Genomic DNA, 20422 nt, shown 5'->3' on the forward strand with positions numbered 1-20422 from the left:
GAGCGGCATTCACCACGAACGCATCCCGGTAAGGACGCCAAACAAAAATGCGTTCATTGAATCCTTTCACAGCGTACTGGAGCGCGAGTGTTACCAGCGTCATGCTTTCGAGACTTACGAGCAGGCATTTACGACGGTTGACCGCTACATTAACTTTTACAACGAGCGTCGGCTCCACGGCAGTCTCCGGGATCTGGCGCCTGCGGAGTACCTCAAACAATTTCTCTCCGGCGCCATTAAGCCGATAAATATTGCGGTTTAGGGAGAGAACCCCGGGTTTTGGACGAAAGTGTCCAAGGTTAGGGGGTTGAACCGCAAATGCGCTTATCTCCACGCCTGGGCGACTGGTGGAGGGCTAGTTAGTGCCCAAATGCGCTTATCTCCTCGCCCGGGCGGCACTTGGAGGGTGAGTTAGTGCCCAAATGCGCTTATCTCCTCGCCCACCTTCATACTGCGCTGCCTACGCGCAACTTGCGGAGCGCCACGGGTGCCCGCGGCCCCCGTTTCCGAAGCTTGATCAATCCCGTCTTCTGGGCTACGATACTTGCGAGGCAAGCTCCTCCCGCGGACCCGCAACGCATCGTTCAACCCAGAGCGCGGGGAGACGGCTCCTACACATCCGCCTGGAGGAATCATACATGACCAAGATCGCCATCATCATCGGCAGCACGCGCCCCGGGCGCAAGGCCGAGGACGTCGCCAAGTGGGTATACGAGATCGCCGCGAAGCGGGACGACGCCTCGTTCGAGCTCGTGGACATCGCCGAGTATGCGCTGCCCGTGTACGACGAGCCGATCCCTCCCGTCATGGGGAACTACAAGCATGCGCATACGCTGGCCTGGTCCGAGCGCATCAAGGGCTTCGACGGATTCGTGTTCGTCACGCCGGAATACAATCACTCCATGTCGGGCGCGCTGAAGAACGCGATCGATTTCCTTTATCACGAGTGGAACGACAAAGCGGCCGGCTTCGTCGGATACGGCAGCGCGGGCGGCGTCCGGGCAGTCGAGCATCTGCGGCAGATCGCGGCCGAGCTGAAGATCGCGGACGTGCAGGCGCAGGTATCGTTGTCGCTGTTCCACGACTTCGAGAACTTCAGCGTCTTCCGTCCAGGCCCCAAGCAGGAGACTTCGGTGAATAACATGCTGGGCCAAGTCGTCGCATGGAGCGGCGCGCTCAAGGTACTGCGGGCGTAATGGAATCACAGACAGACGGTCAGTCATAGGGGCGGGACTGCGGCGCGAGCCGCGATCCCGCCTCTTGGCCGTTAATCGGGCGCGAGCAGGCCGCTTCCGACATCCGGCGCGCGCGCTCTGGCCTTGGCGAAGGATAGGAGTCCAGCCGTTAGCGACAATAAGGCGAACACCAAGCTGGCCCAAGGATGATAGCGTACCGTGGAAGACGCGTCGGCGAGCAGTCCGCCCGTCACCGAGCCGATCGCAACGCCCAGATGCAGCAGCGAGGTGTTGAGTCCGAGCACGATGTTCGCCGATGCCGGCTCGATCCGCACAAAGTAAGTCTGGATCGCCGGGATCGCCGCGGAGTATGCCAGCATCCACGCGACGGCGACGGCTAGACCCGCGGCGAGACCGCCGGCCGCGGAGGAGACCGCGTGGGCCGCGACCGGCATCAGCGCAAGAGCCAGCGCCATGACGGTTAGACCGCGCACGATGACCGCGGGCGGGCCCAGCTTGTCGGCGACGCCGCCGCCAAGCCGCGTGGCGATCGTGCCGCCCAAGCCTAGCAGCAGCATCGTCCAGCCCGTGTAGGATACCTTCAGTCCGAGGTCGTCCTGGAGGAAAGGCACGAAGTACGTGTTCAGCAGCGCGATCCCCGATGAGAACAGGAGCGACATCAGCAGCCCCGCGGCGAGCGCCGGACGACCGAGCACGGCGAACTGCCGGCGGAATCCGGTAGGCGCGTCTCCCTCGACGTCGGGCATCCATCGCAGTACGCCCAGCATGACGAGCAAAGCGCCGCCTCCGAGCAGCAGGTACATGCCTTGCCAGGACCATCCGTCCGCCAGCGCGATGCCGACGGGCGCGCCGAGCACGGTAGCTGCGCTGAATGCCATCATCATCGTGCTCATCGCGCGTCCAAGCCGATCGGCAGGCATGAGCTTGGGCAGCGCGCCGAGCGCCGTCGTCAGATAGACGCCCGCGCCGACGCCGAGCACGGCGCGAAGCGCGATCATCGCGGCGTAGCCGTCGCTCGCGTACGAGAGCAGGCTCCCCGCGGCGAAGACGAACAACGCGGCGGCAAGGAGCCGGCGGCGGGATACCCGCTGCGTCAGCGAGACGAGGATCGGCGTGCCGACGGCGAAGCCGAGGGAGAAGGCGGCGACAAGCTGGCCCGCCTGGGCGATGCTGATACCGGCATCCCGGGATATGATCGGCAGGATGCCGACGACGGCCAATTCGGCGAAGCCTGTCAAAAAAGTACCCAGCGTGAGCATATACAAGATCATGCGATTCATTTTTAACCACCTCTTATCGTTGTCGCGGAGCCGCGCGGCCCTTGTAGCGACAGTATAAGCGCGATACTATATAAAAGTAAGAACGCAAAGCGTTTGGGGATAATCCTAACGAATGGACTTACTAACTTAAATTAAGTAATTGCATTACGGAGGGGAGCGTTGTTCATGTCCGTCTCGGACCCAGACAAACCGATATGCGAGGTGCTCCAGGTGCTCGGGGCCAAGTGGTCCTTCGTCGTGATCGCGGAGCTGCAGAAGGGGCCCAAGCGGTTCAACCGGCTGCAGCGGGACGTCGCGATCGTCGGGACGCAGTCGCTCACGGATACGCTGCGGCATCTAGAGCAGAGCGGCATCGTGCGGCGGGAGGTATACCCGACCGTGCCCGTCACGGTGGAATACAGCCTGACGGAAAAAGGCTTGGACTTTCAAGCCGCTCTCGCGGAGATGGAGAAGTGGGCGCTGCGCTGGCGCGAGCGGGGCCCGGAGGAGAAGCAGCCGACGGGCGAGGGATGACGGAGCCCCGCCGACTGTCGGGCCGATCGGTCATTCATGCTTGGCCTATGCTGTACAAGCAGGTCTCCTTATCCCGGTTCCGCTTGTTATAAAAATGCTTCTCGAGCTTCATCCCCAGCTTCTCCGCCACTTTTCTGGAGGCCAGATGGTCCGTCGGCATGTTCGCGACCAAGCGATCCAGTCCCAACGCATCCAAGCCATAACGAAGGCAGCCTTCGGCGGCTTCGTATCCGTATCCTTTGTTCCACGCGTCCGCGTGAATAATATAGCCGAGGTCGTTCTCAACCTTGCCGTCGATCTCGCTCGCCACGATGCCGGCATCGCCGATCATGACGCCTTCCTCTATCCTGATTACGGCCCATCTGCCGTAACCGTTCGCCGTATAGGAAGCGATCTGGCGTTGAATCCAGCTCTCGGTCTGTTCGTAAGAAAAGGGAGCCGGCCAGAACGACATCGTGGCCGGATCGGATTGTATGGCGTACAGTCCTTCGATGTCCGCTTCCGTATGCTCCCTCAGAATGAGCCTTTTCGTGCGAATAATTTCCATTTGTCCGGTCACCCTTCCTCGCTATATTTTTGAATCAGATCCAGCAGCGCCTGCTTCACGTCTCCCTCGTACACGCCCCCATGATAGCAGATCAGCCGATCGATCTCGTAGTCGAGCAGCAGCCGCACGGATCGGACCGCTTCCTCCAGATCCAGCGCGTATTGGGGATTGGCGATATTGAGCTTCCCTTCTTCTACGACGACCGCATCCGCGGCGATCAGGGTCTTGCTGGACGGGAGGTACAACGAGATATGGCCCGGCATATGGCCGGGGGTGTGAACGATCCGGATGCCGCCGCACCAGGGGAGCCGTTCGCCGTGGACGACGGTCCGATCGACGGCAGTCGGCTCGATGGCATTTAAAAAAGAGATAAAGCCTTCGGCCTGCGCGCGCTCCTGACCCGTCAATCCGTCCAGCGTGGCTTCCGCCTGCACGACGCGAAGCGATTTTTCCGAGCCTTCTATGTAAGGCTTCTCGGTCTCGTGAGCGATAACCTCCAGGTTAGGCAGCATCCGCTTCAGCGCCGCGAGCGATCCGATATGATCCATGTCGTGGTGCGTCGCGATAAGCTTGGTCACCGAGCGCAGAGGAACGCCATGCCGGGCGGTCGCTTGCTCCAGGTATTCGACGAAATGCGGATAGCCGCAGTCGACGAGAATCGTCTCCCGCTCGTCCTGCAGCAGCGTCAGCGTAAGGACGTCTCTCCGACCGTTGTTCTCGAATGCGATGTCGAGGGGCAGATAAGGGTTCATACCAAGTGACTCCTTTGTTCGAAATAATGGCGAGTCGCCGACTTGCCGCAGACGACAAAAATACAGTCCTGCCGGCGGCGGCGCCGATCGGACTGCATCTTGGTCATTATAGCGGGCGGAACGCGCAATTACCAGCCCAGATCCAGCGTCTTGCCCGTCTCGACATAGGACTTGATGTTGCTCAGGATCATCGGCCAGCTCTCCTTGGTGCTCTCGTAGGAAGGATGCCCCTCCGGCCACCGGTCGTTGACGAACGTCACCTTCGTGCTGGCGCCCATCGGCTCGAGCGTCATCGTAATGCGCGTCTCCAACGCCTCGTGGTTCTCCCGATAGGAAGGTCCCGGATGCTCCGTATAGCTCATCATGCGATAAGGCTCGAACGCCAGCACCGTGCCGTAGACGTGGACGGTCTCGTCGCCGTCGTTGCCCGGACCGACATACGCGTAGGGCGCGCCCGCCTCGAACGTAGATTCCAGTACGCTGCCGAAAAAGATCGCGCGCGTGCCCTCCGGCGATACGAGCGCCTCCCATACCTGCTCCGGCTTGCCGCCGATATAGATCGTGTACTTTAAGTCTTCCATGCTCTTCCCTCTTCTCCCGGTTCGATTGGAATTGCGGCGTATGCTGCGGACTGCTAGTATCGATTGTAACGGAACGGCGGCGGTATGTATTGGAAAAACGCGACAAAATCCGGAGGTGCACGGCCATGAAGCCCATCGAGCGTCCCTTGGATAAAGCCATCCTCAAGCCGGAGGAGGCCGCGCGCCACTTCAATCTGCGGCTGTACGCCCCATCCGCGGAGCTAGCGGACTGGGTCGAGCATTACTGGACGCTCGCCTGGGACCTGCGGGGCCATGCGCCCTTCAGCCAGCAGGTGCTCTCCTACCCGAGCATCAACCTGACCCTGGAAAATGAAAACGGCGCCTCGCACGCCGAAGTATACGGCGTGCCGCGGGTACCTTCACCCGCACGCTGACGGGATTCGGCGAATGCTTCAGCGTCAAGTTCAAGCCCGGCGGCTTCTATCCCTTCTGGCGTCAGTCCGCCGCCCGGCTGACGGGCCGCAGGGTCGCCGCATCGGAGGTGTTCGGCACGGCGGGCGAGGGACTAACCGGCCTGCTGGATGCCGTGCCCGCAGCCGAAGCGCGGCTCGCGGCCATGGAGCGGTATCTGCTGGACCTGCGGCCCGAGCGGGACGGATCGGCGGAGCTGGCCGCCCGGATCGTGCAGGATGCGGCGTCCGATCGCGGCCTGCGGCACGTCGAAGCGATGGCGAGCCGGCACGGCTTGAGCGTCCGTACCCTCCAGCGGCTGCTCGGCCGGTATATCGGCGTGTCGCCCAAGCGGATCCTGCAGCGCTTCCGGCTGCAGGAAGCGGCGGAACGCATCCGGCAGGAGAAGCTGCAGGACTGGGCCGGGCTGTCGGCGGAGCTGGGCTACTACGATCAGGCGCATTTCACCCGAGACTTCAAGGCCGTCGTCGGCGTGCCGCCCGAGACCTACGTACGCCAGCTGGGCTGAACCGAGTTCGAACCGGGCTGGCGAACGGAAGGCTGGGTTGACCGGCTACACGTTCCGGTCCGCCAGCCATTCCTTGAGGCCGCGCAGCGGCGCGCCGACGAGCCGCCTGAGATCCGGGGAGACCGCCGCCGTCTCGGAGAGGGGCAAGAGCGCGTAAACCATGCCCTGCATCCCCGGGTCGGCGCGGTGGACGACCGGTCTGCCCGACCGTTCGGTCAGCGCGCGGGCCAGATCGCCCAGGCGCCACGGACTCGACGCCGTCAGTTCATAGACCTGGCCGTCGTGACCGCTCTCCGTCAGCACCGCGGCCGCCGCGGCGGCGAGATCCTCTCTGGCGGCCGTGTTGAAGATCCAGTCGCCCGGCGGACTCGGCAGCACGCCCGCGGCCAGCGCCTCGCGCCAGCCCAGCATCTCGACGATGTCCATATAATAGGCATTGCGCAGGATCGTATAAGCGAGCCCCGATTCGCGAATAAGCCGCTCGGTCGCCAGATGCAGCTCGTGCAGCGGCAGACGTCCTCGTTCGGCGTACGCGACGCTCGTGTAGACGATCCGCCCGACCTTCGCCTCCGCCGCGGCCTCTACCGCAGCCCGATGCTGCCGCAGGCGCGCTTCCTCGTCCCGCAGCGGCGACGAGATGAACAGCAGCCTGTCGGCACCGCCGAACGCCCCGGGCAGCGATGCCGGCACGTCATAATCCCCGTATCGGACCTCGACGCCCCTGCCGCGCCATTCCTCGGCTTCCTCCGGCCGACGCGTCACGATCGCGATCCGCGCCGCCGGCACGCGCCTAAGCAATTCCCCCAGTACGAGAGAGCCAAGATGCCCGGTGGCGCCCGTCATCACGATTTTCATCCAAAATCCACCCTTCTTCGATTGAAGTTAGTTAAGTATTTAACCAAATGGATAAGAGACGCCTTACTGAATCGCCCCCATCTACCTCCGGCCTCTGGCGCCGGAAGCCTACGCATCCGTACGTCCTCAGCCCTCCAGCTTGGCGAGCAGTCCGAGCAGCTGACGAATCTCCGACTCGTCGAGCCGGCTCATGAGCTTCTCCAGCACTTCCCTGTTGCCTGGCAAGGCGTCCAGCAGCAGACGTTCCCCCTCGGGCGTCAGCGTCACGCGCCGCCGGCGGCCGTCCGCCGGGTCCCCGGCGATCCGCACGTAGCCCTCGCTGGCGAGCGGCACGAGCAGCACGCTGATATTCGCCTTCGTCACGCCGATGCGCCGCGCCAGCACGGAAGGCAGCAGAGCGCCGCCCGCCTTGGCGATCTCCACGAGGATGCGGATGCGCGCGCCGTTCAGGCCTCGCGATTGCCAATACTTCTCGGATACGCCGATCAGGCTTGCCGTCGTCTCTACCAGCGCGAAAAACGCGCGCACCTTGGGCGGCTGCTCCGACACGTATCCCTGCAAATCGTCCATGCCATCTTCTCCATTTAATTAAATACTTAACTATATGAAGAATACGACAAGGAACCTCGCGTTGTCAACGCAAGATTCGATTCCTTCAAGGACCTAGGCAAGAATAATGATCTATGCTATCATCGATACATATTGTATCATATCTGAGGAGTTGATCGTTTTGTTCGCACGTTTTATGCCAAAAGCAGCCTTGTTTCTGCTCGCCTTTCTGATTCTCGCCGCCGCATCTCCCGTAACCGCTTCCGCTGCAGGCGGTTCCTACATCCTGCTGACGCTGGATAAGATCAACGGAGAGAGCGCGGCCGATGGCGTCAAAGGGGCGATCGACATCACTTCCTTCTCGTTCGGCGCGTCGAATGCGGCTCCCTTGCCGGGCGGCGGCAGCGGTGGCGGAAAGCCTGTATATTCGGAATTTAATATGACCAAATACCAGGATTCCGCCTCCATCTCTCTGCTGCAGAATCTGACCTTGGGCAAGGCGATCAAGAACGGCACGATCGGATTCTACAACGGGCAAAGCCGGAAGCCCTACTTGACGATCAAGCTGGAGAACGTGTTCGTCACGTCCGATGCGTATACCGCAAGCGGCGGTGCGGACCGGATGACGGAATCCTTCTCGCTTCAGGCCGGCAAGGTCACGTTTATCTACGAAGCCGTCGACGCCAAGGGTCAGCCGCTTCCCCCGCAAACCTTTGAATACGACTTGGGTAAAAACGTCGGCAAATAAATCAAAATCCCGGGTAAAGGAGCTGCATCGCCATGAACGAAACGGTCAACGAGAAAACCAAGCTGTCCTGGTACGCACCCGTGCTTGAGGTGCTGTCCATCAAGGAAACCATGGACACCGGCGGCGTGTGGGCATTTACGCCAACGGACGATTTCTACCAGCGCAGCCTGCTGCTGGACAGCTGATTCCGGCGGACGCCGGGCGGCAAGCGGACATCTCCCGCGCCGCCGACAAAGGAGAAGATCGATTTGCTTGCTAAAATATTAAAATGGAGCCTGATCGCGGCTATCGCCTCCGGAATGCTGTTCCTGGCGCCATCCCAGCCGTCCGCAAGCGCGGCGGAAGGCGACCTGCCCCCGATCCTGCTGACGCTGGAGGGCATCCCGGGCGGGTACGACGGCAAGAGCAAGGATCTCAAGGGCGCGATCGTAGTGAACGGCTTTAACTACGGCGTGACGACGGGCGCCCCCATAGGCGGCGCCGACATAGGCGAACCGGTACAGTCGGCGGTCGTGGTCTCCAAGACCTTCGATTCGTCCTCGCTCCCGTTGCTGAAGGCGCTCGCGGACGGCAGGAAGATCAAGGACGGCTACCTGTACTTTCAGACGCGCACCGCCGGCCAGAGCCGGACATATATGGTCGTGCATCTGACGAACGTCCAAGTGACGGGATACAGCTCCGCGTCGGGAGGCGCGCAGCTGTCCGAATCGCTTGCCCTGAACGCGGAATCCGCGCTGTTCAAGTATATGCCCGAGAAGCCGGGCGGCGGGGGCGGCGGCGACCCGGATCCGGCCGGAGAGGTGCTGACCCAGTATCGATTCGACCCGATACAAGCAGTCACCGCCCAAGGTCACCCCTATGTCAAAGGCTTCAAGGTAACGCTCCGGGCCGAAGGGACCGACGGTACCTCGGCGAAGACGCGCTATCGCGTGAACGGAGGCGCCTGGATCGATTACGCGGGTCCGTTCGAGATTTACGCCGCGGACACGCATACGGTCGAATATTACAGCGTCGGCGAGGACGGCCGCGCCGAAGCAACCAATGTCATGGACTTCGACCGAGGGACCTTCTCCGGCCACGGCTCTTATTAAATCGGACTCGTCGATCAGCCTTTACGCCAGAGACCCCCGCGCTGCCCGCGCGGGGGTCTCTATGCGTAAGTCCGACCGGTCACGCCGGATCGGGCTGCGCCCATACCGACACGCTGCCGCCGTTCGCCGGGAATGCGGCGAAGCCGTCCTCCCCGATGACGATCCTGTCGTCCCGGGTCTGCGTGAAGTCGACCCATTCCTCGCCCGCCCGCTGCTCCCCGACGTACATCCGCTTCTCGCCGCCTTCGCCGCTCGCGACGACGACCGCGCAGCCGGAGCGCTCGATCTCCGCGACGCCGCGCCGTACCCAGCCGATCAGCTGCGGATCGTCGAAATAGTCCTCTTGCTCGCCGTAGGCCTTGTGGTGGCGGCTGTAGAGCAGCGGATCGATGGCGTTCTTTTTCCCCTCGATCTCCTCTTCGTCTCCCCCGATATGGAAGTAGTCGCCGTAGAACACGCAAGGATAGCCGCCTTCCCGCAGCAGGACGAGCGCGTACGCGCTCTGCTTGAACCAGTCCGCGATCCACGACTCCAGCGCCTCGCCGGGCTGCGAATCGTGATTGTCGACGAAAGTGACGGCGTTGGTCGGATTCGATTGGACGAGCGTATCGTCGAACAGCTTGGTCAGGTCGTATTCGGCTCCTTTCTCCGAAGCCTCGTGCAGGTTGTAATGCAGCCGTACGTCGAACAGGCTGATGCGTCCGCCGACATCCTCGAGGAACCGCTGGCAGGCGCCCGGATCGCTGTTCCAGAACTCCCCGACGATGAAGAACTCATCGCCTCGCTCCGCGTAGATCGTATCCGTGAATTCTTTTACGAAGGTGTGATCGATGTGCTTGATCGCATCCAGCCGATAGCCGTTGCAGCCGAGCGTCTCCGCCAGCCACTTGCCCCACGCGATCATCTCCCGGCGCACGTCCGGATGGTGATAGTCGATATTCGCATACATCAGGTAGTCGTAGTTGCCGAACGCGTCGTCGACGTTCTCGTTCCAGCGCTTGCCGTCGCCGACGATCCGGTAGATCCCCTGACGGTCCTCGCGCGCGTCGCAGTCGGTGCCGTTGAAGTGCCCGAAGTTCCATTTGAACGACGAATACGCATCCCCGCGCCCCGGAAAATCGAACTTCGTCCAGCCCTCGATGTCGAACGGACCGGAGATCTCCTCCAGCCGGTTGTCCGCCTTGACTTCGATCACCTGAAACGTCTCCGTCTCGTCCGCGCCCGCCTTGTGATTCATGACCAGGTCCGCGTAGATGCCTATCCCCGCCTCCCGGCAGGCCGCGACCGCCTCGAGCAGCTCGTCCTTGGTGCCGTACTTGGTGCGTACCGTCCCCTTCTGGTCGAACTCGCCGAGATCGTACAGGTCGTATACCGCATACCCGGTATCCTCCGCCGAGACGGCCTTGGTAGGCGGCGGGATCCATACCGCGTCGATGCCCCGCTCCTTGAGCTTCGGCGCGAGCTTCGCCAGGCGGCGCCAGTGCCTGCCGTCCGGCGCGAGATGCCATTCAAAAAACTGCATAATCGTATGATTGCGCTCCATTCGGGGGCCTCCATTATAGGTAGCTGCTAATTTGTCCCGCATTGATCCGACACTTCATGATTTACCTCAACCGAGGCGCGCGTAAACAAACAGGCCGGCCCGTTTCGGCCGCCGCGCACTTTGCCCGGACACATTGAGATCGCGGCGCGATTCGTATATGATGATGGAGAACTTAAAGCGGCATCCGTTCAATCTCACAGCAAAGCGAGCTGAATCTCTTGTATCCTCGAGATCTTCAATATAAAATGCCCGCCGAATGGGCGCGGCACGAACGCACCTTCATGTCCTGGCCCGTCCAGGACTCCATGGTCTACCCGGACGACCACGCATCCGTATGCGGCGGCTACGCGCAGGTCGTTCTGGCGATCGCCGAGTTCGAGCCCGTCACCGTGCTGGTGAACGAGGCCGACCTGGCGCTCGCGAAGCGTCATCTGGACGCGCCGAACATCGAGCTCCTGCCGATCGCGCACAGCGACGCCTGGCTGCGGGACAACGGACCGACCTTCCTCGTCGGGCCGGACGGCGAGCTGGCCGGCGTGAACTGGCGCTTCAACGCCTGGGGCGGCAAGTACGCGCCCTGGGATCTGGACGACGCGGTCGCGCCGCAGATCCTCGAGCGCATGGGCGTGCGCCGGTTCGACGCGCCCGTCGTCATGGAGGGCGGCTCGATCCACGTCGACGGCGAAGGCACGCTGCTCACGACCGAGGAGTGCCTGCTGAACGTCAACCGCAATCCCGAGCTGAGCCGCGAGCGGATCGCGGAGCTGCTCGCGCAGTACGTGGGCATCGACAAGATCGTCTGGCTGAACCGCGGCCTGGCCGGCGACGAGACGGACGGGCACGTGGACAACATCGCCTGCTTCGCGGCGCCGGGCAAGGTCATTATCCAGACCTGCTACGACCCATCCGATGAAAATTACGAGATCACGCAGGAGAACCTGCGCATTTTGCGCGAAGCGACCGACGCCAAGGGACGGAAGTTCGAGATCGTCGAGCTCCCGCAGCCGCCGCACGCGGCGTTCGAGGAGAGCCGGCTCACGCTGAGCTACCTGAACTTCTACTTCGTCAACGGCGGCATCATCCTGCCGGTCTTCGGCGGCGCCGCGGAGGCGACGGACCGAGAGGCCGCGCGCATCCTGGCCGAGACGTTCCCGGAGCGCCGCATCCGCACCGTCGACGGCATGGCGATCATCAAGGAGGGCGGCAACGTCCACTGCACGACCCAGCAGATGCCGGCGCGCGGCTGAAAAAGGAGCGCGACGGTGCGCGAGTGACGGTGCGCTGAACAAATTGTGTACGCGTGACGGTGCCTGAGCGACGGTGCGCAAGAGACAATCGGCGTCTTTCTCAACAATTAACTGCACATTGACCCTTATCCTTTTCGATCCCGTCGCGAACGACGCAATGAACTGCCTTTTAACCACTAAATTTTTACCGATAGGATACGGACATACCAAAGGAGGATACCCGGATGAGAAAAGTCAAAGTGGCGGCTACCCAGATGAGCTGCTCCTGCGATATCGACGAGAACATCGCCAAGGCGGACAAGCTCGTGCGCGAGGCCGCGGCCCAGGGCGCCCAGATCATTCTGCTGCAGGAGCTGTTCGAGACGCCGTACTTCTGCCAGAAGGAGAAGTCGGACTACTACGTTTACGCGACCGAGCTGGAGCACAACAAAGCCGTCAACCACTTCAAGGCCGTCGCCAAGGAACTGAAGGTCGTGCTCCCGATCAGCTTTTACGAGAAGAAAAACTATGCCCGCTATAACTCGCTCGCGGTCATCGACGCGGACGGCGAGGTCCTCGGCCACTATCGCAAGAGCCACATCCCGGACGGTCCCGGCTACGAGGAGAAGTTCTACTTCAACCCCGGCGACACCGGGTTCAAGGTGTGGCATACGCGCTACGCTAAGATCGGCGTCGGCGTCTGCTGGGACCAATGGTATCCGGAGGCCGCGCGCTGCATGGCGCTCATGGGCGCCGAGCTGCTCTTCTACCCGACGGCCATCGGCTCGGAGCCGCAGGACAACTCGATCGACTCTAAGGACCACTGGCAGATGTGCATGAGAGGCCACGCAGCCTCCAACCTGATGCCGGTCATCGCCTCCAACCGCATCGGGCGCGAGGAAGACGAGGATTCGTCCATCGACTTCTACGGTTCCTCGTTCATCGCCGGCCCGCAGGGCAATATGATCGAGGAGGCGGGCCGCACGGAAGAGACGGTGCTGACCGCCGAATTCGATCTCGATCAACTGGAGACCCAGCGCATCGAGTGGGGCATCTTCCGCGACCGCCGGCCGGAACTGTACCGGGCGATAGCTTCGTACGACGGCAGCACGACCGTCTGAACGGGTTCAAAAAAGACCGCCGGCATACGGCGGTCTCTTATTTTGCGAAAAAGCTGGGGGATCACGCGAGTATGGATCTACGTCCACACTTTCAGTCCTCTTCGAGCACCGAGCGCCCGAGGGAGAGGCTCGCAGGGACGCGACGGGTAAGTTAACCGATTTTATCGGCGATCTCAACCGGCATAGCGCCCACATAGGCCGATTGCGGGCGGAAGATGCGGTTATGGCCTGACTGCTCAAGCATGTGCGCCGTCCAGCCGACGACGCGCGCGGCCGTGAACGTCGGCGTGAACAGCGACGTCGGCAGCGCGATCGCCTTCATGATGGCGGCGGCGAAAAACTCGACGTTCGTGTGCAGCCGCCGCCCCGGCTTGTATTCGGCGAGCAGCCGCGTCGCCGTCTCCTCCACGTGCAGGGCGAGCGCGAACGCCGGGTCGTCGCCGGTCAAGCCTCGCGTCACCGATCGCAGCGCCTCGGCCCGCGGGTCGACGGTCTTATAGATGCGATGGCCGAAGCCCATCAGCCGGCCGCCCCGCTCCAGCACCTCGCGCAGCCAGGCTTCGGCCCGGTCCCGCGTGCCGATCTCCTCGAGCATGGCGATCACCTCGCTCGGCGCGCCGCCGTGCAGCGGCCCGCCCATCGTGCCGATCGCCGCGCTGACGGCGGGATACAGGCCGGCCTGCGTCGACAGCGCGACGCGGCCCGCGAAGGTGGACGCGTTCATGCCGTGCTCCATGCCGAGGACGAGATACGCGGTCAGCGCCCGGGCATGGTCGGGCTCGGGATGGCGGCCCGTCAGCATGTACAGGTAGTTGGCCGCATAGTCCAGCTCCGCATCCGGCTCGACGGGCGCGAGCCCCTGCAGGCGGCGGTAGCGGTACGCGATGATGCCCGGCAGGAGCGCCGTCACGCGCTCCGCCTGATCCGCGCGCGGCGGCCATGCGGGCTCGGACCCGTCCGCTAGCGCCGCCGCGGCGGCTTGCAGCGCGCCCATCATCGGCAGCGCCGCCGGCAGCGCGTCCAGCAGGCGGCGCAGCTCCATCGGCACGGCGCGCTCCGCGGCCATGCGCCCCTTCAACGCCGACAGCTCCCGCTCGTCCGGGAGCCGGCCGTACCAGAGCAGGTGCGCCGTCTCCTCGAAGCCGCGGCTCACCGCCAGGTCCTTTGCCCACTGTCCCCTGTATACCAGGTGTCCCCGCTCCCCGTCCACGTGCCCGATCTCGGTCTGGGCCGCCACGACGCCTTCCAATCCGGTTACGCTAGCCATTGTCCATTCACTCCTTTTCTTGTTAACTTCAATATAACGCAGCGCATCAATTATGTATATTTATTGTATTTTTTATGGATGAAAGATTAAATTTATCATCTTCATCTTCGATAACCCTTTTTAATCAGGCCCATCAACTTTTTTCATCAATATGGTTGACAAGGTTTACCTGTACCCCTTAATATAGCCATTATCTCAACAGAAAGGAGGCCGGCCGACATGACCGCTATTCGACTCCCCCGCCGCTACGACGCACGGACGCAACTGAATATGCCGCTCGATGTCCGCCGGCCTCTACGGGCCGAACCAGGAGACAGACCCGGATAACGCTTGATCCCTCGTGGGATAAGCGATGAATCCAGGGCATGATTTTGACGTATCCAGGGACCGCGAGCGAATCGGCTTGCGGCCCTTTTTGTGTTATCCAAAATTCAAGAACGATAAGAGGTCAAACAAACTTATGTTACAGGACGAAATCTATTACCGGCGCATCGATCTGCCTGCGGGCGATCTGCACGTCTATGCCAAGGACGCGCTGTTCCGCGCCATGGGCGCCAAGCCGCTCGAGATGGCGAACAATAATCTGCAAATTCCCAACATCCGCTATATGAGCTATACGCCGGACGCCCATGTGGGCGTCGGCACCTGCATCGGCACGACTGCGGTCTGGAAGGCGGACGACGGGTTCGTCTCCCCGTCCATCGTCGGCAGCGACATCGGCTGCGGGATGAGGGTGCATCTGACGAATCTGGACGCGGACGATCTGCAGGACGTCAAGCTCCGGCGCAAGCTGGTCAAAGCCATCGAGAAGCGGATTCCAACGGAAAATCATGCGCGGGGACACTTTTCCGATATCCGGCTCGAGGACGTGCTCATCAAGGGGCTCCACGGGCTGCCGGGAAAATACGTGCCGGACGCCTATACGCCTCGCCGTGCGACCTCGCTCACGCACGTGGAGCATGCGCGCTTCCGATACGACGAAGACGCGCTGAACCGGATTCCCGAGCATCTATGGCACCGGGCGCACCGTCAGCTAGGCACGCTCGGCGGCGGCAATCACTTCGTCGAGCTGCAGGCCGTGTCGCTGGACGAGAACAGCCGCGCGGTCGGCGAGTGCTGGGGGCTCCGCGACGGGCAGGTTATCGTCATGATCCACTCGGGCTCGCGCTCGTGGGGCGGTGCCGTTAACCAGCACTGCGCCTCCGAAGTCGTCAAGACGATGCGCCGGCTCGGTCTCGGTACGGCAGATCCGAAGTTGGCGTTCGCTCCGCTGGACAGCGAAGCAGGCGATGCTTACGTTAATCTCATGTATTCCGCGCTCAACTTCGCCGTCGCGAACCGCCATCTGCTCGGCTACGCGGTACGCGACGCGCTGCGCGAGACCATGGGCGCGCAGGCGGAGACGCGGACGCTGTACGACCTGATGCATAACTACGCGCTGGATGAGCGGCACGGCGAAGAGGCGCTGTTCGTGCACCGCAAGGGCGCGACCCGCTCCCTTCCCCCGGGCCACCCGGACAATCCGGAGCCGTACCGGGCGACCGGTCACCCGGCGCTCATTCCCGGATCGATGGGGACGTCCTCGTATCTGATGGTCGGCGTGCCGTCCGGAGAACGCAACTATCACTCCATCTGCCACGGGGCGGGCCGGGTTCGCTCGCGCAACGCGACCAAGCAGCTCGTCACCGTAGATGAATTCGCCGCTTCGCTCCGCGTCGGCCAGGCGGACGAGATCGTCGTCAACCACCGCGCGTTAGAGGCGATCATCGACGAGTCGCCCCAGGCATACAAGGACGTAGACCAAATTATAGAGAGCGTAACGGGCGCAGGACTGGCGGCTGTCGTCCCCAAATGCCGTCCGCTCGCGACGATCAAAGGAGTATAAAAACACAAATGACGTTAACGATTCGAAAGACGCAGCGCCCCTTCCTCATCAGACGGGAGGACTATGCTGCCGAGCCCGCCGGCATGCAGGCATATTTCGATTACACCATGGCCGTGCGGCGCATCGGCGATTGGTTGAGCGAGCGCTATGACTGCGAATTTCACCTTTATTATCAAGACGACAGCGACGACGCCTGGGACGGGATGGAGGATGACATTCGCAGCCGTTACCCCGGCATCGAGCATGCGGCCAGCCTGTTCGACCTGGTCGAAACGCGGATCTTCAAGTACGCGTCCGACCCTGCGCCTGACGCCGATATCGGTCGAAGGACATCCGCCGGAGGCGCGCATGACATCCGCAAGTCCGTCCGCAACAACGTTTTCGTCTACCCTGCGCATCGCGTCGCATTCGCTCGCGTGCCCCGGTTCGCCCAATACGGATTGGGCTACGAGGATCTGATTTTCGCGGAGAGCGATGCGCATCTCGACCGATTCCTGACGGAGATGCGCGAGCGGCAGCTGGCGGACCGGCAGCTGCTCGTGTTTACGGATACCCGCGAAGGACTGGAGCGGAGGCGAGAGACCGCGGAGCGCCCGGTCGACCGCGAGGGGGTGTTCATGGACGAGTCTCTTAAGACGCAGATTTTCCGTTCCGTGGATACCTTTTTCGCCGACGACCGCAGTTTCTATCAAACCTATGGGGTCCCCTACAAGCGAGGCATCCTATTGTACGGCAAGCCGGGCAACGGCAAGACGACGCTCGTCAAATCGATCTCCGCTACCGTGAACGCGCCGGTCGCCTACTGGCAGATTACGGAGTTCACCGGCAGCGAGTCGATCCAGCAGGTATTCGATGCAGCGGTGAAGCTCGCGCCCATGGTGCTCGTCGTCGAGGATATCGACTCGATGCCGGAGTCCTGCCGCTCATACTTCCTCAATACGCTTGACGGCGCGACCTCGCGGGAAGGCATCTTCCTCATCGGCACGACGAACTATCCGGAGAAAATCGATCCCGCGCTCATGAACCGTGCCGGGCGCTTCGACCGCGCCTATGAGGTTAAGCTGCCGAGCGAACCGCTCCGGCTTGCCTATCTGACCTATAAAGGCGCGGGACGACTGACGGACGCGGCCGCCGTCGCCGAAGCCGCGCGCAGGACGGAAGGCTTCACCTTCGCGCAGCTGGCCGAGCTGTACGTCTCCGCGGCGCTGGAGCTGCATCAGAACGGCGCGACGGATTGGGGGCCGCTGATCGCAGGCATGAATGCGGACCTGACCAAAGGCCGGAGCCGGGAATGGATGACCGACGGGACAAGTCGCAGGTTGGGATTTGCGATGGGGGATTGAACACGAACTTTACGCTGTCCGGGCAGCGCGAAAAGGCGGGGTGCCTGCACCCCGCCTTTTCTGTGGGCTTCTGAACCGCCGCGGCGGCCGAGGCGCCGGGACGATCGGCGTTCAGTCCGTTTAGACCTCCGGCGTCTCCGGCTTGGGCAGCACCGCCCGCCCTGCTACGGGGGACGACAGAATCACCGACGTGTTCAGCATGCCGCAGGGCAGGAGCCTTTCGACGAGGCGATTCAACGCGTTCAGGTCCGTCACGGCTGCCTTGATGACGAACGTGACGGCGCCCGTCACGCGGTGGCACTCCAAAACGTCGCTGTCTTCCGCAATCCGGCGCTCGAATACAAGCGGCGATATCTTGAGCTCGCTGACTTGAATGATCACCTGTACGCTGCGCCCGACGGCCGGCGCCGACACGACGGCGCTGAAGCCCGTAATGACGCCCCTCTCCTGCAGCCGGGCGAGCCGCTCCGACACGCTGGGGCGGCTGAGCGACAGCCGCTTGGACAGCTCGCTGACCGTCATCCGGCCGTCCTGCTGCAGCAGCTCGAGCAGACTGATGTCTATGCGGTCCATCTCGATTCACCCTCACCTTCAAATTGCAGGACATCCGATCCATATTGTTGCAATGTGAGATTAAGTAACACAAAAGCGCTTCACTTCAACATTTCTCGGCGCATCTCCCCCGCGTATCATGATATATAACATCACGTCATGGCGGGTTAGATGAAGCGGAGGCGTTTGTCTTGAATCATATCACGCATCAGCGGCGCAGGGAATGGCTGGTCATCGCGCTAGGCTGCATCGTCGCCGCCGTCGGCGTCTCGATGCTGAAGCAAGCCCGGATGGTTACCGGCGGCAGCGCAGGATTATCGCTCAGTCTCTCTTATTTGCTCCATATGAGGTTCTCGGTCCTGTTCATGCTGGTCAACCTGCCCTTTTTAATTTTTTCCTGGGCGAAAATGGGCCGGTCGTTCACGCTTCGGACGATCGCCGCCATCGTCCTGCTGTCCGTCTTGACCGCCCTCCAAGGGCTGCTGCCGGACTACCCTATGAGTCCGCTGAGCGAAGCGGCCGTCGGCGGCACGCTCGTCGGAGTCGGGATCTGCATGTTGTTCAAAAACGGCGCCTCGTTCGGCGGCTCGACGGTCCTGGCTCTCTATCTGCACCGGAGGTACGGGCGCGATCCCGGCAAGACCGGCTTCGCGTTCGACTTGGCCGTCATCCTGACGAGCTTGTCCGCCATCACGCCCGGCGGGGCGCTGATCTCGGCGCTGTCGCTCGCCATCACCGGGACGGTAGTGTCGCTGTACAAGAGCCGGCTGGACGCCTCGAGGCGACCGGTATCTGCACAGGCACCGACACCGCCGGCACCGGCTCAGGCCTCCTCTACGGCTGCCGCGGGATAAAAAGAAGCATGCGAAAACATCGAAGGGCTGCGGCCTGCTTCGATGTTTTTTGCATGCGCGGCAAAGCCGGCGCGATCGCTCGCCCCGGCATGCGGCCTCCGGCTGCTAGGAAGCTCGTTACTGATAGACGGTCATCGGCTGATGATGCGGCACTTCCCGGTAGAGCTGGCCGACCGTCTCCATCAGGTTGCCCGTAGCCGGCACGATCGGGTACCAGCCCTTGCGTCCCATATACGACCAGACCTCGTGCGCCTGGTGCGAGCACAAGCGGAACGCGTCCTCGAGGAACGCCCGCAGCTGCGGCGTCCCGCACTCGAATGTAGCCCAAGCGTACTCCCGGCCAGCGCGTTTGAGCGTCAGCAGGTAGGACGTGGCGATCGCGCGGTCGTCCAGCTCGGCCAGCTTCACCTGCGGCTCGATCGAAGGATAGGGAGGCGCGGCTACGGGCAGGAGCGCGGTCATCGACAGACCGGGGACGTTCAGCTTCTCCGTGGAGCCGGTCATTTTTTTCACGAACTCGATCTTCATATTGTAGTCCTGAACGTGAGCGGGATAGTGCCTGGATATCATCTCCCGCAGCTCGGGCTCCTTGGCCTGATTCAGGAACAGCGCCATCGATTGAATGAAGTTGGCGCAGCTCATCAGCAGTTCGTTCAGCTCAAGCGCTTCATGGGTACCCAGATTCAATTGGAAGAACCCCCTTAGTTTGGATAGGTGCCGGGAGTAGTATGCCGAATGAGACATGGGATATGCAAGATGCGCCGCGGGCAAGGCCTTTGGCCTCAATTATGCGGGAATGGGCGGGGATCGTTTGCTAGAGCCTTCCAGTTATTTCTATACTATTATCGTACTCGAATCGCATACTCAGAAAAGAATGTCATGGGAGCGTGAGCAGATTGAAAAAAAAGCTGACCGCAGCCGTCATCGGGCTGTCCATGGTGGCCAGCATGGGAGCGGGCGCCTACGCCGCTTCGAACCTGACGCCTATCAAGGCTTACTTGAATTCGGGACTTAGCTTCAAGGTGAACGGCAAGCCTTTCCAGTTGAAGAACGGCAACGACGGCACGTTGGCCCCGATCACTTACAACAACACCACGTATCTGCCGATCCGGTCGGTATCGGATGCGCTGGGCATCGCCGTCCACGTGGACGCCAAGGGCCTCATCCAGCTCGGCGAGACCGTCGACGGGGTGTCGATCGCGACCGGCTTCAACGGAGACCGCCGTACGAAGGACCCGTCCAAGACGGTTTACGACGGCAAGGATTACAAGGATGTGTACTTTGACAATAATAACGGCACGCGCGGATCCTCCTTCATGCTCTATCCGAAAAAGAAGTACCAGAAGATGTACATTCAGATCGCGGCCATCGGCAAGGACATCAAGGAATTTGCCGTTCAGGACAGCGATACGGATATCGAGCTGAGGACGACGCCGGTCGCCGTGAGCGACGGACTCATGACCGTCGAGGTCGACATCGGGGGCGCCGACGCGCTCTACGTGAGGGCCGAAGTGTCCGACGGCGGCTCCGTGTTCATTCCGTTCACGACGTCGTATTTTAAATGATAAGGGCAAAGAGT

At 62.1% G+C, this 20422-nt stretch carries 24 protein-coding genes; 14 read left to right on the forward strand and 10 right to left on the reverse strand.

The genetic code is table 11. The features are described from left to right. The coding region (locus tag PQG80_RS24960) for an integrase core domain-containing protein (protein WP_271754394.1) at positions 1-262 on the forward strand (262 nt) is incomplete at its 5' end. 376 nt (positions 263-638) lie between these two features. Continuing rightward, positions 639-1196, forward strand: coding sequence for an NADPH-dependent FMN reductase (locus tag PQG80_RS24965; protein WP_271754395.1), 558 nt, complete (start codon positions 639-641; stop codon positions 1194-1196). Positions 1197-1267: 71 nt separating this feature from the next. Here the strand turns inward: PQG80_RS24965 and PQG80_RS24970 are convergent, their stop codons facing one another. Further along, positions 1268-2476 (reverse strand): MFS transporter, encoded by a 1209-nt coding sequence (locus PQG80_RS24970; protein ID WP_271754396.1) that lies wholly within the window; start codon positions 2474-2476, stop codon positions 1268-1270. Positions 2477-2641: 165 nt separating this feature from the next. Between PQG80_RS24970 and PQG80_RS24975 the strand changes: the two genes are divergently transcribed. After that, positions 2642-2989 carry a winged helix-turn-helix transcriptional regulator gene (locus tag PQG80_RS24975; RefSeq protein ID WP_271754397.1) on the forward strand — a complete coding sequence of 116 codons (348 nt, stop codon included), beginning with the start codon at positions 2642-2644 and terminating at the stop codon, positions 2987-2989. A gap of 34 nt (positions 2990-3023) precedes the next feature. Here the strand turns inward: PQG80_RS24975 and PQG80_RS24980 are convergent, their stop codons facing one another. The 3 genes from PQG80_RS24980 to PQG80_RS24990 form a co-directional block, all read right to left on the reverse strand. Continuing rightward, positions 3024-3536 carry a GNAT family N-acetyltransferase gene (locus tag PQG80_RS24980; RefSeq protein WP_271754398.1) on the reverse strand — a complete coding sequence of 171 codons (513 nt, stop codon included), beginning with the start codon at positions 3534-3536 and terminating at the stop codon, positions 3024-3026. An 8-nt stretch (positions 3537-3544) separates the two neighbouring features. After that, positions 3545-4288, reverse strand: a complete 744-nt coding sequence (locus PQG80_RS24985) for an MBL fold metallo-hydrolase (RefSeq protein WP_271754399.1) — start codon at positions 4286-4288, stop codon at positions 3545-3547. Positions 4289-4416: 128 nt separating this feature from the next. Continuing rightward, entirely contained in the window at positions 4417-4869 is a 453-nt protein-coding gene (locus tag PQG80_RS24990; RefSeq protein ID WP_271754400.1) for an SRPBCC family protein, read from the reverse strand. Between the two features lie 125 nt (positions 4870-4994). Here PQG80_RS24990 and PQG80_RS24995 point away from each other — a divergent pair, with 125 nt between their 5' ends. After that, the gene (locus tag PQG80_RS24995) at positions 4995-5264 is read left to right on the forward strand and encodes a DUF6597 domain-containing transcriptional factor (RefSeq protein ID WP_271754402.1); all 270 of its coding nucleotides are present in this window, start codon (positions 4995-4997) and stop codon (positions 5262-5264) included. Between the two features lie 107 nt (positions 5265-5371). Next, positions 5372-5809 carry a helix-turn-helix domain-containing protein gene (locus PQG80_RS25000; RefSeq protein ID WP_271754403.1) on the forward strand — a complete coding sequence of 146 codons (438 nt, stop codon included), beginning with the start codon at positions 5372-5374 and terminating at the stop codon, positions 5807-5809. A gap of 45 nt (positions 5810-5854) precedes the next feature. Here PQG80_RS25000 and PQG80_RS25005 read toward each other — a convergent pair whose 3' ends face one another. Together PQG80_RS25005 and PQG80_RS25010 are read right to left on the reverse strand one after the other, a co-directional pair. Then, on the reverse strand, positions 5855-6664 hold the full coding sequence (locus PQG80_RS25005; RefSeq protein ID WP_271754404.1) for an NAD(P)H-binding protein: 810 nt from the start codon (positions 6662-6664) through the stop codon (positions 5855-5857). 126 nt (positions 6665-6790) lie between these two features. Next, on the reverse strand, positions 6791-7234 hold the full coding sequence (locus PQG80_RS25010; protein WP_271754405.1) for a MarR family winged helix-turn-helix transcriptional regulator: 444 nt from the start codon (positions 7232-7234) through the stop codon (positions 6791-6793). A gap of 160 nt (positions 7235-7394) precedes the next feature. Here PQG80_RS25010 and PQG80_RS25015 point away from each other — a divergent pair, with 160 nt between their 5' ends. The 3 genes from PQG80_RS25015 to PQG80_RS25025 all read left to right on the forward strand — a co-directional run bounded on the left by PQG80_RS25015 (position 7395) and on the right by PQG80_RS25025 (position 9052). Continuing rightward, positions 7395-7961, forward strand: coding sequence for an Hcp family type VI secretion system effector (locus tag PQG80_RS25015; RefSeq protein WP_271754406.1), 567 nt, complete (start codon positions 7395-7397; stop codon positions 7959-7961). A 32-nt stretch (positions 7962-7993) separates the two neighbouring features. Further along, positions 7994-8146 (forward strand): hypothetical protein, encoded by a 153-nt coding sequence (locus tag PQG80_RS25020; protein WP_271754408.1) that lies wholly within the window; start codon positions 7994-7996, stop codon positions 8144-8146. 63 nt (positions 8147-8209) lie between these two features. Beyond that, a complete protein-coding gene (locus tag PQG80_RS25025; RefSeq protein WP_271754409.1) occupies positions 8210-9052 on the forward strand; it encodes a type VI secretion system tube protein Hcp in 843 nt (280 codons plus the stop codon). 79 nt (positions 9053-9131) lie between these two features. Here the strand turns inward: PQG80_RS25025 and PQG80_RS25030 are convergent, their stop codons facing one another. Next, on the reverse strand, positions 9132-10595 hold the full coding sequence (locus tag PQG80_RS25030; protein ID WP_271754410.1) for an alpha-amylase: 1464 nt from the start codon (positions 10593-10595) through the stop codon (positions 9132-9134). A 218-nt stretch (positions 10596-10813) separates the two neighbouring features. On the opposite strand from PQG80_RS25030, the gene PQG80_RS25035 reads away from it, so the two are divergent. Both PQG80_RS25035 and aguB read left to right on the forward strand, forming a co-directional pair. After that, positions 10814-11842 (forward strand): agmatine deiminase family protein, encoded by a 1029-nt coding sequence (locus PQG80_RS25035; protein WP_271754411.1) that lies wholly within the window; start codon positions 10814-10816, stop codon positions 11840-11842. Between the two features lie 224 nt (positions 11843-12066). Next, complete coding sequence (gene aguB / locus PQG80_RS25040; RefSeq protein ID WP_271754412.1) at positions 12067-12942, forward strand: N-carbamoylputrescine amidase; 876 nt, start codon at positions 12067-12069, stop codon at positions 12940-12942. Between the two features lie 151 nt (positions 12943-13093). Here aguB and PQG80_RS25045 read toward each other — a convergent pair whose 3' ends face one another. Beyond that, a complete protein-coding gene (locus PQG80_RS25045; RefSeq protein WP_271754413.1) occupies positions 13094-14209 on the reverse strand; it encodes a citrate synthase in 1116 nt (371 codons plus the stop codon). 460 nt (positions 14210-14669) lie between these two features. Between PQG80_RS25045 and PQG80_RS25050 the strand changes: the two genes are divergently transcribed. Next, on the forward strand, positions 14670-16094 hold the full coding sequence (locus PQG80_RS25050) for an RtcB family protein (protein ID WP_271754414.1): 1425 nt from the start codon (positions 14670-14672) through the stop codon (positions 16092-16094). 8 nt (positions 16095-16102) lie between these two features. Further along, positions 16103-17437 (forward strand): AAA family ATPase, encoded by a 1335-nt coding sequence (locus PQG80_RS25055; protein WP_271754415.1) that lies wholly within the window; start codon positions 16103-16105, stop codon positions 17435-17437. A 120-nt stretch (positions 17438-17557) separates the two neighbouring features. Here PQG80_RS25055 and PQG80_RS25060 read toward each other — a convergent pair whose 3' ends face one another. Beyond that, a complete protein-coding gene (locus tag PQG80_RS25060) occupies positions 17558-18010 on the reverse strand; it encodes an Lrp/AsnC family transcriptional regulator (protein ID WP_271754416.1) in 453 nt (150 codons plus the stop codon). 170 nt (positions 18011-18180) lie between these two features. Here PQG80_RS25060 and PQG80_RS25065 point away from each other — a divergent pair, with 170 nt between their 5' ends. Then, positions 18181-18843 carry a YitT family protein gene (locus tag PQG80_RS25065; protein ID WP_271754417.1) on the forward strand — a complete coding sequence of 221 codons (663 nt, stop codon included), beginning with the start codon at positions 18181-18183 and terminating at the stop codon, positions 18841-18843. Between the two features lie 117 nt (positions 18844-18960). On the opposite strand, the gene PQG80_RS25070 is transcribed toward PQG80_RS25065, so the two are convergent. Further along, positions 18961-19530 (reverse strand): spore coat protein, encoded by a 570-nt coding sequence (locus PQG80_RS25070; protein WP_271754418.1) that lies wholly within the window; start codon positions 19528-19530, stop codon positions 18961-18963. A gap of 200 nt (positions 19531-19730) precedes the next feature. Between PQG80_RS25070 and PQG80_RS25075 the strand changes: the two genes are divergently transcribed. Beyond that, entirely contained in the window at positions 19731-20408 is a 678-nt protein-coding gene (locus tag PQG80_RS25075; RefSeq protein ID WP_271754419.1) for a hypothetical protein, read from the forward strand. The last annotated feature ends 14 nt before the right edge of the window (positions 20409-20422 follow it).

It is taken from the genome of Cohnella rhizoplanae (assembly GCF_948329515.1).
In the GTDB taxonomy this organism is placed as follows: domain Bacteria; phylum Bacillota; class Bacilli; order Paenibacillales; family Paenibacillaceae; genus Cohnella; species Cohnella rhizoplanae.

Excerpts from the sequence above, each read along its gene's own strand:
- PQG80_RS24975 (WP_271754397.1), top strand. The coding sequence starts at position 2,642 with ATGTCCGTCTCGGACCCAGACAAACCGATATGCGAGGTGCTCCAGGTG.
- PQG80_RS25005 (WP_271754404.1), bottom strand. The coding sequence starts at position 6,664 with ATGAAAATCGTGATGACGGGCGCCACCGGGCATCTTGGCTCTCTCGTA.
- PQG80_RS24965 (WP_271754395.1), top strand. The coding sequence starts at position 639 with ATGACCAAGATCGCCATCATCATCGGCAGCACGCGCCCCGGGCGCAAG.
- PQG80_RS25010 (WP_271754405.1), bottom strand. The coding sequence starts at position 7,234 with ATGGACGATTTGCAGGGATACGTGTCGGAGCAGCCGCCCAAGGTGCGC.
- aguB (WP_271754412.1), top strand. The coding sequence starts at position 12,067 with ATGAGAAAAGTCAAAGTGGCGGCTACCCAGATGAGCTGCTCCTGCGAT.
- PQG80_RS25030 (WP_271754410.1), bottom strand. The coding sequence starts at position 10,595 with ATGGAGCGCAATCATACGATTATGCAGTTTTTTGAATGGCATCTCGCG.
- PQG80_RS24970 (WP_271754396.1), bottom strand. The coding sequence starts at position 2,476 with ATGAATCGCATGATCTTGTATATGCTCACGCTGGGTACTTTTTTGACA.
- PQG80_RS24980 (WP_271754398.1), bottom strand. The coding sequence starts at position 3,536 with ATGGAAATTATTCGCACGAAAAGGCTCATTCTGAGGGAGCATACGGAA.
- PQG80_RS25060 (WP_271754416.1), bottom strand. The coding sequence starts at position 18,010 with ATGGACCGCATAGACATCAGTCTGCTCGAGCTGCTGCAGCAGGACGGC.
- PQG80_RS25045 (WP_271754413.1), bottom strand. The coding sequence starts at position 14,209 with ATGGCTAGCGTAACCGGATTGGAAGGCGTCGTGGCGGCCCAGACCGAG.
- PQG80_RS25050 (WP_271754414.1), top strand. The coding sequence starts at position 14,670 with ATGTTACAGGACGAAATCTATTACCGGCGCATCGATCTGCCTGCGGGC.
- PQG80_RS24995 (WP_271754402.1), top strand. The coding sequence starts at position 4,995 with ATGAAGCCCATCGAGCGTCCCTTGGATAAAGCCATCCTCAAGCCGGAG.
- PQG80_RS25020 (WP_271754408.1), top strand. The coding sequence starts at position 7,994 with ATGAACGAAACGGTCAACGAGAAAACCAAGCTGTCCTGGTACGCACCC.
- PQG80_RS25055 (WP_271754415.1), top strand. The coding sequence starts at position 16,103 with ATGACGTTAACGATTCGAAAGACGCAGCGCCCCTTCCTCATCAGACGG.
- PQG80_RS24990 (WP_271754400.1), bottom strand. The coding sequence starts at position 4,869 with ATGGAAGACTTAAAGTACACGATCTATATCGGCGGCAAGCCGGAGCAG.
- PQG80_RS24985 (WP_271754399.1), bottom strand. The coding sequence starts at position 4,288 with ATGAACCCTTATCTGCCCCTCGACATCGCATTCGAGAACAACGGTCGG.